A 16,776-nucleotide genomic window follows, 5' to 3' on the forward strand; every position below is an offset into this window, starting at 1 on the left:
CCCTGAATGAAACATCTATCCAAGCTCTCCCTGGTGGCTTGCCTTGCTGGTGCATCGGTTCCGATGTATGCCCAGATCGCAAACGGCACCATTACCGGTCGTCTTACGGACTCGGGCGGTGCCATCATCCCCGGCGCGCAGGTACTCCTGCTGAAGACCGACACAAACCTGACCCTGAAGACCCAAACCAACAGCGAGGGCATCTACACCTTCCCCGCGCTCGGTACGGGCAAGTACACCCTCAGCGTGGAGCAGCCCGGCTTCAAGAAAGCCACCAGCAATCTGACCCTCACTGTCGGTCAGACCGCTTCCATCGATCTGACGCTGGAAATTGGCAGCAATTCGGAAACTGTGGACGTACAGGCCGCAGGCCAGGCAGACCTTGAGACCAGCGATGCCACCATCAGCTACACGGTCGGCGCACGTCAGGTCAGCGATCTTCCGCTGAACGGTCGTAACCCGTATGGCTTGGCTGCACTGTCGCCGGGCATCAACCCCGGAGGCAGCTTTGGCGCGGGCGTAGCGACGGCACGTGGTGCAGTCGTGGCAGCGGCCACTAACAACTTCGAAGCGAACGGCGGTCTCAGCGCGGCGAATGACATCCTGCTGGACGGCGTGCCAATCAGCGTGTGCTGCCAGGGCCAGCCTGCTCTCACCCCATCGGTTGAAGTTGTGGATCAGTTCAAGGTCATCACGTCCACGCCTTCGGCTCAGTTCGGTCGCACATCCGGCGGCATCCTGAACATCGTTACCAAGTCCGGTACGAATGGGCTGCACGGCACCGCCTACGAATACTTCCGTAACGACAAGCTGGACGCCGCAAACTTCTTCACCAAGCGTTCCGGTGTGTATCCCATCCCCACGCGTAAGGACTTCCGTCTTCCTCATCGCTACAACCAGTACGGTGTTTTCGTGAATGGTCCCGTCCGGTTACCGAAGATCTACAACGGCAAAGACAAGACCTTCTTCACGTTTGGCTGGGAAGCCACCCGCAACACCACCAACGTCTTCAACACGGTGACGGTTCCCACGGCATTACAGCGGCAGGGCATCTTTACCGAAGGTGGTTTAGGGCAGGTTTACGATCCGTACAGCAACAACGGCACCACGCGCCAGCCGCTGCCCGCGGGCTGCAACGCTGCTGGCTGCTTCGCCGCAGGTTACGGTGTGACCTCCATCAATCCCGTCGCACAGCAACTGTTGCAGTTCCTTCCAATGCCGAATGCTGCAGGTCTGTCGAGCAACTACAGCTATTCGTATGCCACCAGTGACAAGGAAGATCAGTTCAACTTCCGTGTCGATCACAACTTCTCGGCAAACCAGCGCGTGTTTGTGCGTGGCTCGCGCGACGTCAACAATCACCACGAGAACGATCTCTTTAACGGAACCACCGGCCCCAGCGGTATCAATCAGGCGCTTACGGCTTATCTTTTCGCCGCAGGTGACACCTGGACCGTAACGCCGTCTCTTGTGCTGCAGACGAACTACGGTTTTGCATACCAGAAGAACTTCCAGATCCCGCAGAACTACACGGGCTTTCAGGCTTCGAAGTATGGCTTCAACTCCAGCTTTGATTCGCAGCAGCAGCTACAAGGCCTGCCGTTCATCACCATCAACAACACCACCACCGGAGTTGGCTATGCCAACATGTCGAATGCCACCAACACCAATCGTTGGGAACACTACAGCCACTTCCTCAACTCCACGGCTGTATGGCAACGCGGGCTGCACACTCTGACCTTTGGCTATGACGGACGTTTGATTCTGGAGCACCAGCAGAGCGCCGGTAACGGCGTAGGCAACTTCACCTTTGATTCGACTCTGACGAAGCCGAATTCGACAGGTTCGGTAACAGGCAATCAGGCCAACGTGGACTCTCTTGCGGCCTTCCTGCTTGGCACATTCTCCAGCGCTTCGCTCCAGCGCCAGGTGCTGCCAGCGTATGACTCCTGGTACCACGCACCCTTCTTCCAGGATGACTGGAAGGTATTCCCAACGCTGACACTGAATATGGGCATTCGGTGGGACATCGAAACTGGCTATCGCGAGCGCCAGAACCGCTGGGCCGATCTCGATCTGAACGTTGCGAACCCGCTCTCCACTGCAGCACTGCCGTTCACTGGTGGCGCACGCTTTCTCGGTGTGAACTATCCCAACCGCACGTGGAAGACAAGCTACACCAAGTTCTCGCCGCGCTTCGGCTTGGCCTGGCAGGTAACGCCAAAGACGGTGATTCGTTCTGGCTTCTCGCTCCTGTATCTTCCTACGAGCCAGCGCTTCTATAGCGCCAGCACGCTGGGCTACTCCATCAGCACCGCAACCACGTTCGTCAGCACGCAGGTTCCCACCACCACCATCGCCAACCCGTTCCCAAGCGGCGTTCAGCTTCCTCAGGGAGCCGCAAACGGAGTGCAGGTAGGCACAGGAACCAGTGTCACCGGCGTTCTCTATGACACGCCTCTGTCTTACAACGAACAGTGGAACCTCGGTGTGGAGCGGCAACTCGCCCGCGGCATCGTTCTCCACTTGAACTATGTCGGCAGCCACAGCCTTCACCTGCCGCAGAACATCCGTCCCAACGATTTGCGTGACAAGTACTGGGGCGCAGTCGGCGACACGAACTACGTTAATTACCTGCAGGCGAGCGTTGCGAATCCGTTCTATGGTCAGCCGAACGTTGGCAACCTGAACACGCCGACGGTGCAGCGCGCAGCTCTGCTCGCGGCCTACCCGCAATACACCACCAACAGCGGCATGGCGAACGGTTCGCTCAACATCAGCGGCTACGGCGGTGGTACTGCAGAGTTCAACGCGGCACAGGCCTTCGTGACGATGCAGCCTTCGCCAAACCTGACGGCAACTGTCAGCTACACGTTCTCCAAGAGCATGACGAACGCTGTTCCGCTCACGGCTGGCTTCCTCAATGCAAACGGCACGCCGAACTACCAGAACAGCTACCACATCCGTGACTACGAGTGGTCCGTTGCATCTACGGACGTACCGCACCGTCTGGTTGCCAACGCAAATTACACATTGCCCTTTGGCCGTGGCCAGCGTTTCGGCAGCGGCGCATCAGGATGGGTCAATCAGATCATCGGTGGATGGGGATTGAACACCATCATCGCCGTGCAGTCTGGCGCCGCTCTTGGTATCACGCAAACCGGTGGCCCTGCGTTCTCCGGATCACGACCCATGTTTGTTCAGGGTGTTGATCCTCTCAACCACGGCGACGTCCGCAATCATCTCGGAACTGCCGGTGCCGGATATAAGGACGGTTACTTCAACTGGAGTGGCTTCACTCAAGCGCAGTCTTTCCAACTCGGCAATGTTCCGCGTTCCTCGGGCTACCTGCGTAGCGTAAAGACCTTCCAGGATGATCTCTCTCTGATCAAGTACTTCCCAATCCACGAGAGCATCAAGCTGCAGTTCCGTCTGGAAGCGTTCAATGTGCTCAACAAGGTGCAGTTTGGCCTGCCAAACACCACCTATGGTGCCTCGAACTTCGGACAGATCACCTCACAGGCGAACCTGCCACGTAACGTGCAGGCCGCTTTGAAGCTGAACTTCTAAGCAAACCCGTAGTGCCCTCATCCCAAGGCCGCAGCTCCCATGCTGCGGCCTTCTTTTTATGCGAGATTATGTTGGCAATTCGGAAGCCATTGGCTTTTAAGAAGAGCGACGTCAGCGCTTCAGGGGAGTCTGCGCCGTTACAATGTGTGGAATATGCCTGCACGGTCGTCCCGTTCGATAGTCCCCCTGGCGCTGTTAGCAGCGCTCATCGTCGTTGGATTGAATACGTGGTTTGCTGTGTCGGCGCTTCGCTCGCTGATGGAAAGCGAAGCATGGCTCGCGCATACCTGGGAAGTCATCGGCCAGGAGGAGCGCGTAATGCAGCTTCTGGAGGATGCGGAAAGCTCTGTGCGTGGGTATGTGATGGCGCCGCAGCGGGAATCCATGCTGATTTCATTCCATACAGCACAGACCGAGCTCCCGCAACAGTTAGAAATCTTCCGTGATTTGACGGTGGACAACCCCGAGCAGCAGAAAAATCTGGATGCACTGCGTGGCGTCGTCGGGCGTCGCATGGCACTGCTGCAGGGCATGCTGAATGCGCGCAAAGCATCCGGGCTGGATGCTGCCGTTGCGTTAGTCGATTCGGGTGAGGGCGAGGCAGAGATGCGTCGGGCGCGCCAGTTGCTAAGCGCCATGGAAAACGAAGAGCGCAAGTTGCTGGCAAACCGTGCGATGGAAGTGCATCAGGATGGCGTGCGGACAATGTTTGCCATAGGTCTTGCCTGCATCCTGGACCTGCTGATGATCGGCTCGGTCACATGGTATTTCGGGCAGGAACGCGAGCAGCGCCTGGCTGCGGAAAAGGCAAAGGAAGAGGCGATCCGTTCCAAGGCAGAAGCAGAAAGATCTGCAGAAGAAGTCTTTGTGTTGAATGCAGAACTGGAACAGCGTGTACTCGACCGGACTGCGGAACTGGAAAGCACCAACAGGGAATTGGAGGCGTTTTCCTACTCTGTGTCGCATGATCTGCGAGCACCGCTACGAACCATCGACGGCTTCTCGTTGGCCCTCATGGAAGATTACTCCGAAGTTGTGGACGAGACGGGAAGAGACTACATCCGTCGCGTGCGCACCGGCGTGCAGCGCATGGGCCAGTTGATTGATGCGCTGCTGCAGCTTTCGCGCATTACACGAGCAGAGTTGGTGCGGGAGACCGTTTCACCGGTAGAAATCGCAGAAAACGTCATCAGTGTGCTGAAAGAAGAAAACCCAGGCCGGAACATTGCGTTTACCGTAACGCCGGGACCCACAGCGCAGGCCGATCCAAAACTGGTGCAGGTGGCGCTGGAAAACCTTTTGGGAAATGCGGTGAAGTTTACTTCGCGCAAAGAACACGCGGAGATTTCTTTCGGTTGGGATGCAGAGAAGAAGGCATGGCGCGTGCGCGACAATGGTGCCGGTTTCGATATGCACTATGCCGATAAACTATTCAATGCCTTCAATCGTTTACATGGTGACAAGGATTTCAAAGGCTCCGGCATTGGTTTGGCGACGGTAGCGCGTGTGGTTCGGCGTCATCACGGTCGTATCTGGGCCGACAGTACTGTAGATGATGGCGCAACCTTCTGGTTTACGTTAGGATGACACCCATGCCCGATACGAGCCGTACCATTCTCCTGGTAGAAGACGATCCCGATCACGAGCTTCTTACCATTCGCGCTCTCAAGAAGAGCAACATCGTGAATGAAGTGCGTGTTGCGCGCGATGGCGAAGAAGCTCTGGATGCGCTCTTCGGGCCGGCGGCTGTGCGTCCTCAACTTGTGTTGCTTGATCTGAAGCTGCCGAAGGTAGAAGGGCTTGAGGTGTTGCGTCGCATTCGCGAGGATGAGACCACGCGCATGTTGCCCGTCGTTGTTCTTACCTCTTCCGATGAAGAGCGCGATGTGGTGCGTAGTTACAAGCTGGGCGTGAACAGCTACATTCGCAAGCCGGTGAACTTCACAGACTTTGCCGAGGCCACCCGTCAGCTTGGCATGTACTGGCTGGTGTTGAACGAATGCCCACCCCTGAGCTAGAGGCGCGGCCCATATCGCTGTTGCTGGTGGAAGACAACCAGGATGACGCAGCGTTGTTGGAGCGTTTTCTGAAGCGCAATGGATTTGCGCCATCGGTGACACGTGTCGAAACAGCGGCAGAGATGACCGTTGCCATCGCTGCGCATCCGCCGGATATTGTCATTGCCGATTACAACCTTCCCAACTTCAGCGGCCCGGAAGCGCTGAACCTTGTTCGTCAGAGCGGGTTTGACCTGCCGTTTGTCATGATGTCCGGCGCCATCTCGGAAGAGACCGCTGTGGAATCCATGCGGCGCGGCGCACAGGATTACGTTACAAAGCAGAATCTGGCGCGACTGGTGCCTGTACTCGAACGTGAACTTCGCGAAGCGGCGGCTCGTCGTTCCCGTGTCGCTGCGGAACGCGCTCTGGAAGTTTCCGAGATGCGTTTCCACCGCTTGGTGGACGCCATGCCGCTGGGGTTGTTGATTGGTCAGAGTTCGGGTCGCATTACCTACGCGAATGATTCTGCAATCCGTCTGCTGGGATACGACGAAGTAGAACTGATGACGGGCAGAATCGCCCTGATGGATATCTTCCCCGATCTGCAAAGGTCGTTCGCTGAGCTGAATGGTGACGAGGCCGAAGAGCCGTTTGAGTCTGTTTGCCTGACCGCCTCCGGGGAGCAGGTGGAGACGCTTGTGGGAGTTACTTTTCTGGACCGCGAAGGTGGCGGTGGAACAGAAGAGAATCGTGAAGTTGCTGTATTCATCGCAGATCTTCGCCACCAGAAGAAGAGTGAAGAGGTCCTGCGAAGGACAGAGAAGCTGGCCGTGGCAGGACGGCTGGCAGCGTCCATCGCGCATGAGATCAATAATCCTCTCGCAGCCATTACGAACTGCCTTTATCTGGTGCAGCAATCGCAGATGGACGAGATGGGACGCTCCTATCTGGAGATGGCTCAGAAGGAACTTGACCGTGTCGCGCAGATTACCGTGCAGACACTTCGTTTTCATCGTCAATCCAGCCGGCCTGTGCATACGGAACCGTCAGAGTTGATTGAAACCGTGGTGGCACTCTTTGAATCGCGTATCCGCCGCCAGAACATCGTGATTTCCAAGCGTTTTCGTAGCCAGCAGCCTCTCTTTGCCTATGAGGGAGAGGTGCGGCAGGTCATTGTCAATCTGCTGGGAAATGCAATTGATGCCATGCCCGCTGGCGGACGGTTGCTCATTCGGACAACCGAGGCGAAGGATTGCGCAACGGGAGCAAAGGGACTCGTGATCACGATTGCGGATACCGGAAGCGGAATGGATCAGGAAACGATCCAACACCTCTTCGAGCCGTTTTTCTCTACCAAGGGAGTCACGGGAACTGGTTTGGGATTATGGGTTTCCAAAGAGATCGTGGATCGACATCATGGCAAAATCCAGTTGCGCAGCCTTAAAGCGCGCCAGGGAAGGCCCGGCGGCACCACCTTCCGCATTTTTCTGCCATTTGGCAGCGATCCAGCATCCGCTTTGGGCAAGGAAATAGCCGATTCATCGGAAGTTACCGATGTAAGGACAGGTATTGTTGCCTGATCAGAGTACCTGTGGAAGCGTAGCAAGCGACGCTTCTGGAACGTTTGCCGTCTAAAGCCAAGGGATGTCGCAACGCTTGAGAGGAAAATTTCGCCTGGGAGTTCGCATTGCGCTGCATCTTGCAGCGGTAGCGGTGTCATGTTCCATGGCGCTGGGGCAGGCAAGCCGTTTTGATTTGACCGGCCCTAGCATCAACGTGCATGTGCAGCGCGGCGACCAATCGCTGCCTATTGCGATGGTGCCGAATCTTCAGGCGGGCGATAAGCTCACCATTCATGCGGACCTGCCGCGGACTCAGTCTGTCCACATGATTCTGATTGTGGCGTTTCTGCGTGGCAGCACAAACCCGCCGCCGGACAACTGGTTCACCGAACTCAAGACCTGGGACAAGAAGTTTGCCGAAGGCGTCACGGTAACAGTGCCCCAGGAGGCACAACAGGCGCTCATCTTCCTTGCTCCAGAGACGGGTGGCGATTTCTCGACGTTGAAATCGGCTGTCACTGGACGTCCCGGCACCTTTGTCCGGGCCTCGCAGGATCTGAATGAAGCGTCCTTTGAGCAGGCGCGTATTGAACGGTATATGCAGGCGCTGCAGCGTGTGCCGGATGGATCATCCGATCAGTTGTTGGATCACTCCAAGAAACTGGCGGCCACACTGAACCTGAAGCCGAACAGTGACTGCTTCAAAAAGCCTGCTGACCAACAGATGGATTGCTTGCGGCAGACGGGAACCCAACTGTTGCTGGACGACGGCCACGGACAGACGCTGGCCGCTGCGCTGACATCCGGTGACACTGCGAACCTGATTGGCGCTGTAGCGGGCACGCCCATGGCAACTGCGAATGGCGCAGGCATGTACTCCGCCTACGTCGGTACCGTCATCGACCTTGTGCGGCTGATGAGCGGTATCCATACCGCGCACTTTCAGTACATTCCTGCCATCGCATTTCCCGATGACGAGTCGCTCAACCTGCGTTTGAATACGGCTCCGTCATTCCACAATCCAAAGTCGGTGATTGTGGTTGCGTTGCCGGCGATCCAGTCGTCGGTGGCTCCCCCGCTTCGGCTTCAGGATGCGTCGCACGTATCCTGCCTGCTGCAACCGAAGATGGTGTTGCCGCTGGAAGGCGCTCCGCTGGTGTATGCCACCAGCTTCGCGCACGATCTGCATCTGCATTTGAACAACGGCGCAACCTTGAACGGAAAGACCGACTTGCCTCTGATAGCGGATGCCTTCGAAGGCGGTTTGGTGCTGACAGAAGCACGTGGTCGCAAGCCGCTGCCAGTCGCTGCTCCTGAGGCTCGTGATGCTGCCCCATCGCGCGAGAAGCCCGCGTCCGATCCGGTTCCAGACCAGAACGCCGCAACGCCTCTAATCGCCGATAAAGACGGCCCATTGCAGATCACGGGCACGTTACAGGGAATGTGGGGCTTCGACTCGTTCTCGGGCGTCACAGTGCCGCTGCAACGGTTGCCAGGCGGCGGCTGGACCGCCGCAGAGCAGTCCGAGCTATTCACCGGCCGCGAGAACCAGCTTCGCCTCCACGCCGACGGCACAGCATGCACCGCATCTGTTGCGCTGGATCAGGGAGGTCAGGATCGCCCCCTGAAATGGAAACAGGCAGACCGCAAGAATGTACTGCAGGTAAGTCTGCCGCTTGAGAAAGCAGCCCCTGGCAGCGTCCACCTGCTCGTGAAGCAATACGGCACCCCCAACGTTGAGAACGTTGCAGTAACGGCTTATTCCGACAAAACTCGCCTGGAGGCAATCAGCATTCACGCGGGCGATACTGCTGCCACCTTGACTGGCACAGGCCTGGGTGGCATCGTCTCGGTCAAGATCGCGGGAGTGGACTACAAACCCAGCGGCGACGGCCCTTCGCCGGATGGCAAGTCGCTGCAACTGGTACGAGTGCAGGACAAGCAGACTCCCGACTCCCACGCCAAGCCTGTTTTCAACTCGGGCGACAGCGGGACCGCCGAAGCCAAGCTGTCCGATGGCCGCACGATGCCGGTGTCGTACAGCGTGGATACAGCGCGGCCAGCAGTAGACCTGTTGCGCAAAACATTGAAGGCGGACGCCGGCTCCGGTATCCCATTAATTCTCAACAGTGAGGACGCCATTCCGCTGAACGCGAGGGTGACGCTGGCGCTCCGGTCGCGTTTTCCCGATCGCTTCCCCCGCAGCGAAAAGATTGAGGTCGCCTTATCGGATGGCTCGCTGAAGGCGATGCTGTCGCTTGCTGACGGCTCAGTGGTGCTGCAGGACAGCCGCACGGCTCTCGCCTTCCTGACTCCCGCAAAGACCTTCGGTCCTTCCGCATTCGGTCCCATTCAGGCACGCGCCGTTGCCAGCGATGGAACGGCTGGCGACTGGATTCCGCTGGGCACCTTGGTACGTACGCCCGTGATCACAGGCGTCACCTGCACACGCGGTGCAGCGAAAGAAGACGAATCAGGATGTCAGATCACGGGCAGAGACCTGTACCTGCTGGGTTCTGTCTCTGCCGACAGTAGCTTTCAAAATGAGACAGAGGTGCCGCTAGGCTTTGCCGGAGAATCCATGTCCGTGCCTCGCCCGGCGGACAATCGCACACTGTATCTGAAGCTCCGTGACGATCCGGAAGTAATCAGCACAGTAACAGCGACCATGCCGCCAGCGACGGGACCGCGGAAGGCGAGTGCTCCCGCAAATGCCGTAGCCGCACCGGCGACGCCTCCACCGGCCAGCAATACGGAGCCTGCCGCTGTCGCGCCAACACCCGCGGCGACTTCTACTCCTACGCCTACAGCAGCAGCACCACAGCCAAAGTAAGGGCTACTGCGCTGCCTTCACCGTCAGCGATTGCAGATTACGCGCCCAGCGCGCAGGCCGTTTGTCTTCGGAGAGAACAAGCTTGAACGCCCCATCCTGCGCCAACGCCGCACCATCCAGCGCATCCGCAACGATGCTCTGGCCATTGCGGCATTCAGGATTGGTGTCGCAGAGCGTAATGGCCACCTGAAAACCATCGGTGGCTCCGGCAATAATCAGCGTCATGTTGCCAGACACCTTCGGCCCCTCGCCCTTCGCCGGTGCAACCAGCGCCAGCAAATCCTTCACAGGAACACCGGAGTAGCTCTCATCCTTGTTCGTGTGAACGTTGTGGACACTCACCGTGACATGCGGCAACGCCTTCAAGTCAGCAGGCGACAACGTCTTGGTCGTGCCACTAATCCCCGTCACCGTCAGCGACGTGGAGGGCTGCGTAGCAGGCTTGTTCATAGCCATACCGCTTTGCCCTGCTGCGGACAGCAAAGGCGCCAGCAACGCACAGGAAAGCACGACAGACTTCATCATTTCGTCACTCCGAACAGAACGCCGTTCTGGTTATTGCGGATGCAGCGTGTGTAGTTGTACAGGAAGGTGTCGCGCTGACGTGTGTAGTCTTCAATCGTCTTGTAGTGGCTCTGCTTCGGGTTCAGCAGGTAAATCGTGGACACAACGTGCGTCGTGTCATCCATCAGCATGTAGATGCCCAGCGTATTCCCGGAAACTTCTTTTCGATCCAACCCCGTCACGCTGAAAGCGCTCAGGCGGGCCGGACGCGTGGTGTTCTTCGCAACTCCCTTGTCCGAAGCCACAATGTCGTCAAAATCTTCCAGCAGATAGCGCTTATTGACGGCATAGTTGTCCGGCGGCAGCTCCTCCACCTTCACGCTGGCAAAAGGATCGGCGCCAGGGTAGGAAAAGGTGATGCGACGCCCGGCCAGCAGCGGAATGCTCTTCTCCCCCTGCTTCGTTTTGGCGGGCCGATCCTTCACATCCGGCGGCATCGGCTGAATATCGGTCACGGTAAGGCCATCGGGAAAGGCGCAGGATTCGTAGGCACGCAGCTCAGGAGACTCTTTCTGGGCGGCGGCTACCAGCGGGGAAAACGCGATCAGGACGGCAAGAGCGGTGCGGAGAGAAGCCATAACCAGAACACTAACGGAGCGGGCATCGTATACTCAAGCCATGTCAGTCGTGAAGAACATTGCCGGCATTGCCAAGGGCATGAGCATCACCTTCAAGGAGATGCTGCAGCCGTCTGAGGTTGAGAACTACCCCGACGGCCCGGGGCCGATGCGTGGCGCCATCTTCCAGGAGCGTTTCCGCGGCAAGCACCAGTTGCAGCGCGACGAAAACGGCCTGGAAAAGTGCGTAGCCTGTTTCCTATGCGCAGCCGCGTGCCCGTCGAACTGCATTTACATTGAAGCAGCCGAAAACACGGAAGAGCAGCGCATCTCCTCCGCCGAGCGCTACGCCAAGGTCTACAACATCGACTACAACCGCTGCATCTTCTGCGGCTACTGCGTCGAAGCGTGCCCCACGGACGCCATCACGCACGGTCACGGCTTTGAGCTGGCCAGCCTGAATGCGACGAACCTCGTCATGCGCAAGGAAGATCTGCTGATGCCGACACCGGCAGGCGCATTGAAGCCCGGCAGCAGCGAAGATCGCGTGGAGTTGCTGTCGTAGCTTCATGAAGAAGTTTGTGTTTCCAAAGGCGCGATGCGGATTTGCATCGCGCCTTTAGCATTTGCCGTCAAAAGGGAAGAGATGAGCACACCTGAAGTTCTGGAACAGACGTCCGCCATAGCAGTTTTCGATGCAACCAACCCTTTTTATGCGGCAAGCACCCTGCCGTTTTATGCTCCGCCATTTGATCTCATTCGCGACGAACACTACATGCCTGCATTCGAAGCTGGCATGGCGCAGGCGCGCGCAGAAGTTGACGCCATCATCGCAAATGCGGAAGCGCCTTCGTTTCAGAACACGGTTGTCGCGCTGGAGAAAACCGGCGACCTGCTGAACCGCGTGGCTCATGCGTTCTACGCCGTGTCCGGTGCAAATACAAACCCAACATTGCTACAGTTGCAGCAGGACGTTGCACCGAAGCTTGCAGCCCACAGCGACAGCATCAATCTGGATGAGCGCCTGTTCGCACGCGTGAAGGCTGTCTATGACGAACGCGCATCGTTGAGCTTGGATGCGGAATCCCTGCGGCTTCTGGAGCTTACCTACGACGGCTTTGTGAAGGCTGGCGCACTGTTAAGCGACCCCGACAAGAACACACTGAAGGCGCTGAATCAGGAACAATCCACCCTGCAGGCAAAATTCATCAACTGTGTGCTGGCCGCCATGAAAGAAGGCGGCTTGCAGGTAGCCACACGCGAAGATCTGGATGGCCTGAGCGATGCAGAAATAGCCGAAGCGGCTGAAGCTGCCAGGAGCCGCGAGCTGAGCGGCTTCTATCTCACGCTGCAGAACACCACGCAGCAGCCCGCGCTGGCTTCCTTGAAAAACCGCGAAACACGCAAGGCACTGTGGGAAGCTTCGTTGTCGCGTGCAGAGAAGGGCAATGCAAGCGATACACGCGAGATGATCGTACGGCTGGCACAACTGCGCGCCCAGCGCGCACGCATGCTCGGCTATAGGAACTACGCTGCATGGAAGCTGAACGATCAGATGGCGCGCACACCGCAGGCAGCCATCGCATTTCTCGATAACCTCGTCCCCGCCGCAATCGCCGGAGCCAAAGCAGAAGCCATCGCAATGCAGGAACTCATTGACGCAGAAGGCAGTGGCATCACGCTTGAACCGTGGGATTGGGCCTTCTACGCAGAGCAGGTGCGCAAGGCAAAGTACGACATCAACGAAGACGAGGTAAAGCAGTACTTTGATCTCAACCGCGTCTTTGAAGACGGTGTTCTGTTTGCCGCAACGCAACTCTACGGCATCACGTTTGCCAAGCGTACAGACCTGCCCGTCTACCATCCTGACGTCGTCACGTATGAAGTCTTCAACGAAGATGGTTCACACCTCTCGTTGCTCTATTGCGACTTCTATCGTCGCGACTCCAAGCGCGGTGGCGCATGGATGAGTTCGTTACTCACTCAGTCAAAGCTGTTGGGATACGCACCCATCATCACGAACGTGTGCAACTACACCAAGCCCGCAGAAGGTCAGCCATCGCTTATTGACAGCGACGAAGTGAACACGCTCTTCCATGAGTTTGGCCACGCACTGCACGGCATGTTGAGTGATGTTATGTACCCGTCACTCAGCGGAACCTCTGTGCCGCGTGACTTTGTGGAGTTCCCATCGCAGTTCAATGAGCACTGGGCCTCGTATCCCGCGGTGTTCGCAAACTACGCAAAGCACTGGCAGACCGGCGAGGTGATGCCAGAGCCGCTACAGGCAAAGTTGAAGGCAACGAAGAACTTTAACGGTGGCCATGCGCTGACGGAAGTGCTCGCCGCGGCGGAAGTCGATCTGCAGTGGCACACTCTCCCTTCCAGCGATGCATTGCAACAGGCCGATGTCTTTGAAGCAAAGGCCCTGGAAGAGAAGAAGATCAATTTCGCGCTCGTGCCGCCGCGCTATCGCTCCACCTACTTCGCACACATCTTCGGCGGCGGTTACGCCGCAGGCTACTACGCCTACCTGTGGGCGGAGATGCTGGACAGCGATGCCTATCACTGGTTCGAGCAGAACGGAGGCCTAACCCGCGCCAACGGCGACCGCCTGCGCAACATGGTCCTCTCGCGCGGCAACACAGCCGATCCCGCAGAGCTATACCGCGAATGGGCAGGCCGCGATCCGGAAATTGGCCCCATGCTGCAACAGCGAGGCATCCCAGACTCCGCCGTAGCCGGATAGCCACCCAAATCGTCAACCCAACCCCAAAGATGCCCAGATTCGTTATGCGAATCTGGGCACTCGCTTTGAAGTCAACTTGAAACAAATGACGAACCTTACCGAGCCACTGCAATAAGCGCCAAAGGCGCGACCAGATATTAGCCTAGGCTGCAGGCCTAGGTACGATAGGCAGCGCAAAAGAAAGGGCCAACGGCCCGCTTTATTCCGCATTTCCACCACCCGACAACTCAGAGTTCGTCAGGCCGACGACGCGTGGGAAACCTTGTCAAGCCCCAGAACCACCTAACCCCAACAAACCAAAAGAAATAAACTTGGCATGATATTTCCTTGGCGCGACTAAAATAGGACCAGAGAGAAAAGGGCCGCTCTAAGCGCGGCCCTAACTCCTTTAGAAAGACGATTTTGCCCCTAACCCCAATGGGCAGACGATTTTACCGCCACTAGCGGCGTAAACCCAATAGAAAGACGATTTTAGAAAAACAAGGGGAGGGGGGGAGGGGTCACCCCTCTGGATCGTACCCAAGGTTCGGTCCCAGCCAGCGTTCCACCTCTGCGACCGTCCAGTTCTTGCGTTGCGCATAGTCTTCCGCCTGATCACGATCGATCTTGCCCAGCGAAAAGAAGCGCGCTTCCCGGTGCGCGAAATAGATGCCGCTGATGCTGGAACCGGGCCACATGGCAAAGGACTCGGTGATCTCAATGCCGGTATTCTCCAGCACGTTCAGCAGCTTCCAGATGGTGCCCTTCTCCGTGTGATCGGGGCACGCAGGATAACCGGGCGCAGGACGGATACCGCGATACTTCTCGCGGATCATGTCGTCCACCGATAGCCCTTCGCAGCGGCCATAGCCCCACTCGTCACGCACCTGCTTATGCAGCGCTTCAGCAAAAGCTTCAGCAAGACGATCAGCAATAGCCTCGGCCATGATCGCGCTGTAATCGTCATGCTCTTCGCGGAACTTCGTCACGAGTTCCTTCAACCCAATCCCGCTGGTGACAGCAAAGGCGCCAATGTAGTCAGGAAGCCCTGTCTCCTTGGGAGCGATGAAGTCCACAAGCGAGCGGCAAGGCTCATTGCCTTCACGATGCGCCTGCTGACGCAGGAAGTGAAAGCGTGTGAGGACTTCACTGCGTGAGTCATCGGTGTACAGCTCCACATCATCACCCACCGCATTGGCAGGGAACAGGCCGTAAACACCGCGGGCTGTAACCAGCTTCTCCCCAACAATGCGGTCAAGCATCTTGTTGCCGTTGGCGAAGAGTTCTCGTGCTTCCACTCCCTGCTTCTCGTCATCCAGGATGCGCGGATACAGTCCCTTCAAGCCCCACGCATGGAAGAAGGGAGACCAATCGATATACTCCCGCAACGTCTCCAGCGAGAAGTCATGGAGTACGCGTACACCAGTAAACTCGGGCGCAGCAATATCCTCACTACGCCACTCAATGGGCGAGCGACGCTCCCGTGCCTTAGCCAGTGGCACCATAGGCTGCTTAGGCGCCGCATGCGCCTTGCGCACCGCCTCATACTCTGCCTGATGCTGCTCAATGAATTGTGCGCGGCCTTCCTCGCTCAACAAGCTTGTTGTCACAGGAACAGCACGACTCGCATCGGACACATGCACGACCGGCTCGCTGTAGTGAGGCGCAATCTTGATGGCAGTATGTGCGCGACTGGTAGTAGCGCCGCCGATGAGCAACGGCAAGGTGAAGTTCTGCCGCTCCATCTCGCGCGCCACATGCACCATCTCGTCGAGTGACGGTGTAATGAGACCACTGAGGCCAATGATGTCCGCACGCACTTCCTTGGCGCGCTCCAGGATCTTCTCCGCGGGCACCATCACGCCCATGTCGATCACCTCGAAGTTATTGCACGCAAGCACAACACCAACGATGTTCTTGCCAATGTCATGCACGTCGCCCTTAACAGTGGCGAGCACGATCTTGCCCTGTGCCTTGATCTCAACACCTGCAGCGGCGAGAGCAGCCTTCTCCTGCTCCATGAACGGAGTTAGCCAGGCGACAGCCTTCTTCATCACACGAGCAGACTTGACCACCTGCGGCAGGAACATCTTGCCCGCACCGAACAGATCACCAACAATGCTCATGCCCGCCATCAACGGACCCTCAATGACCAGCAGAGGTCGGCCTAACTTCTGCCGTGCCTCCTCCGTATCCTGGTCGATGTATGCGTCGATGCCTTTGACCAGGGCGTGTGCAATGCGCTCTTCCACAGTGCCACTCCGCCACTCTTCAACCCTCTTCTCCGCAGCTTCCGTGTTGGCTGATCCAGAAGCCTTCAGCTTCTCGCCAAAGTCGACTAGACGCTCGGTCGCGTCGGGACGGCGATTGAGCAGGACATCTTCGACGAGTTCCTTGAGCTCCGGCTCGATCTCCTCATAGACCTCGAGCATGCCCGCGTTGACGATGCCCATGTCCATACCCGCGGCGATGGCGTGGTACAGGAACGCGGAGTGCATCGCTTCGCGCACCTTGTTGTTGCCGCGGAAGCTGAAGGAGATGTTGGAGACGCCCCCACTCACCTTGGCATGCGGCAGGTTCTGCTTGATCCAGCGCGTGGCGTTGATAAAGTCCACGGCGTAGTTGTTATGCTCCTCCATACCGGTAGCAACCGTGAGGATGTTGGGATCAAAGATGATGTCTTCCGGTGGGAAGTGGACAACGTCCACAAGCAGGCGATAGGCCCGCTCGCAGATGCGGATCTTGTCTTCGTACGTCGCGGCCTGACCTTGTTCGTCAAAGGCCATCACAACAACAGCCGCACCAAATTTGCGCACAGTGCGTGCGTTCTGCAGGAACTTCTCTTCGCCTTCCTTCAGCGAGATGGAGTTAACGATGCCTTTGCCCTGCAGGCACTTCAAGCCAGCTTCAATGACTTCCCACTTGGAGGAGTCCACCATGAAGGGGACTTTGGCTACTTCAG

General features: G+C 57.7%; 10 protein-coding genes. 7 read left to right on the top strand and 3 right to left on the bottom strand.

Translation table 11 applies throughout. From position 1 onward, the window contains the following. Window positions 1-6 precede the first annotated feature (6 nt). The 5 genes from JAO32_RS01690 to JAO32_RS01710 all read left to right on the top strand — a co-directional run bounded on the left by JAO32_RS01690 (window position 7) and on the right by JAO32_RS01710 (window position 9,965). Entirely contained in the window at window positions 7-3,570 is a 3,564-nt protein-coding gene (locus JAO32_RS01690; protein WP_334236852.1) for a carboxypeptidase regulatory-like domain-containing protein, read from the top strand. Window positions 3,571-3,723: 153 nt separating this feature from the next. Then, window positions 3,724-5,157, top strand: coding sequence for a sensor histidine kinase (locus JAO32_RS01695; RefSeq protein WP_334236854.1), 1,434 nt, complete (start codon window positions 3,724-3,726; stop codon window positions 5,155-5,157). A 5-nt stretch (window positions 5,158-5,162) separates the two neighbouring features. Continuing rightward, on the top strand, window positions 5,163-5,588 hold the full coding sequence (locus tag JAO32_RS01700) for a response regulator (RefSeq protein ID WP_334236856.1): 426 nt from the start codon (window positions 5,163-5,165) through the stop codon (window positions 5,586-5,588). Then, window positions 5,570-7,150, top strand: coding sequence for an ATP-binding protein (locus JAO32_RS01705; protein ID WP_334236858.1), 1,581 nt, complete (start codon window positions 5,570-5,572; stop codon window positions 7,148-7,150). The genes JAO32_RS01700 and JAO32_RS01705 overlap by 19 nt, the downstream gene beginning before the upstream one ends. Window positions 7,151-7,226: 76 nt before the next feature. Beyond that, the gene (locus tag JAO32_RS01710) at window positions 7,227-9,965 is read left to right on the top strand and encodes a hypothetical protein (RefSeq protein ID WP_334236860.1); all 2,739 of its coding nucleotides are present in this window, start codon (window positions 7,227-7,229) and stop codon (window positions 9,963-9,965) included. Between the two features lie 3 nt (window positions 9,966-9,968). On the opposite strand, the gene JAO32_RS01715 is transcribed toward JAO32_RS01710, so the two are convergent. Both JAO32_RS01715 and JAO32_RS01720 read right to left on the bottom strand, forming a co-directional pair. After that, window positions 9,969-10,490: a hypothetical protein gene (locus JAO32_RS01715; RefSeq protein WP_334236862.1), complete on the bottom strand. Its 522-nt coding sequence runs from the start codon at window positions 10,488-10,490 to the stop codon at window positions 9,969-9,971. Then, window positions 10,487-11,107 carry a hypothetical protein gene (locus JAO32_RS01720; RefSeq protein WP_334236863.1) on the bottom strand — a complete coding sequence of 207 codons (621 nt, stop codon included), beginning with the start codon at window positions 11,105-11,107 and terminating at the stop codon, window positions 10,487-10,489. Before JAO32_RS01720 ends, JAO32_RS01715 begins: the two co-directional genes overlap by 4 nt. Here JAO32_RS01720 and nuoI point away from each other — a divergent pair. Further along, window positions 11,106-11,651 (top strand): NADH-quinone oxidoreductase subunit NuoI, encoded by a 546-nt coding sequence (nuoI, locus tag JAO32_RS01725; protein WP_334236871.1) that lies wholly within the window; start codon window positions 11,106-11,108, stop codon window positions 11,649-11,651. The two genes, JAO32_RS01720 and nuoI, sit on opposite strands and share 2 nt — an antisense overlap. Window positions 11,652-11,732: 81 nt before the next feature. Continuing rightward, the gene (locus JAO32_RS01730; RefSeq protein WP_334236865.1) at window positions 11,733-13,835 is read left to right on the top strand and encodes a M3 family metallopeptidase; all 2,103 of its coding nucleotides are present in this window, start codon (window positions 11,733-11,735) and stop codon (window positions 13,833-13,835) included. A 500-nt stretch (window positions 13,836-14,335) separates the two neighbouring features. Here JAO32_RS01730 and metH read toward each other — a convergent pair. Continuing rightward, a partial coding sequence (gene metH, locus JAO32_RS01735; RefSeq protein ID WP_334236867.1) for a methionine synthase occupies window positions 14,336-16,776 on the bottom strand: 2,441 nt, incomplete at its 5' end.

It is taken from the genome of Terriglobus sp. ADX1, assembly GCF_036877645.1.
Taxonomy (GTDB): Bacteria; Acidobacteriota; Terriglobia; order Terriglobales; family Acidobacteriaceae; genus Terriglobus.

What these genes read in the sequence shown, in the direction of transcription:
- JAO32_RS01695 (WP_334236854.1), top strand. Translation starts at nt 3,724, where the DNA reads ATGCCTGCACGGTCGTCCCGTTCGATAGTCCCCCTGGCGCTGTTAGCA.
- JAO32_RS01720 (WP_334236863.1), bottom strand. Translation starts at nt 11,107, where the DNA reads ATGGCTTCTCTCCGCACCGCTCTTGCCGTCCTGATCGCGTTTTCCCCG.
- JAO32_RS01715 (WP_334236862.1), bottom strand. Translation starts at nt 10,490, where the DNA reads ATGATGAAGTCTGTCGTGCTTTCCTGTGCGTTGCTGGCGCCTTTGCTG.
- JAO32_RS01700 (WP_334236856.1), top strand. Translation starts at nt 5,163, where the DNA reads ATGCCCGATACGAGCCGTACCATTCTCCTGGTAGAAGACGATCCCGAT.
- JAO32_RS01705 (WP_334236858.1), top strand. Translation starts at nt 5,570, where the DNA reads ATGCCCACCCCTGAGCTAGAGGCGCGGCCCATATCGCTGTTGCTGGTG.
- JAO32_RS01690 (WP_334236852.1), top strand. Translation starts at nt 7, where the DNA reads ATGAAACATCTATCCAAGCTCTCCCTGGTGGCTTGCCTTGCTGGTGCA.
- JAO32_RS01730 (WP_334236865.1), top strand. Translation starts at nt 11,733, where the DNA reads ATGAGCACACCTGAAGTTCTGGAACAGACGTCCGCCATAGCAGTTTTC.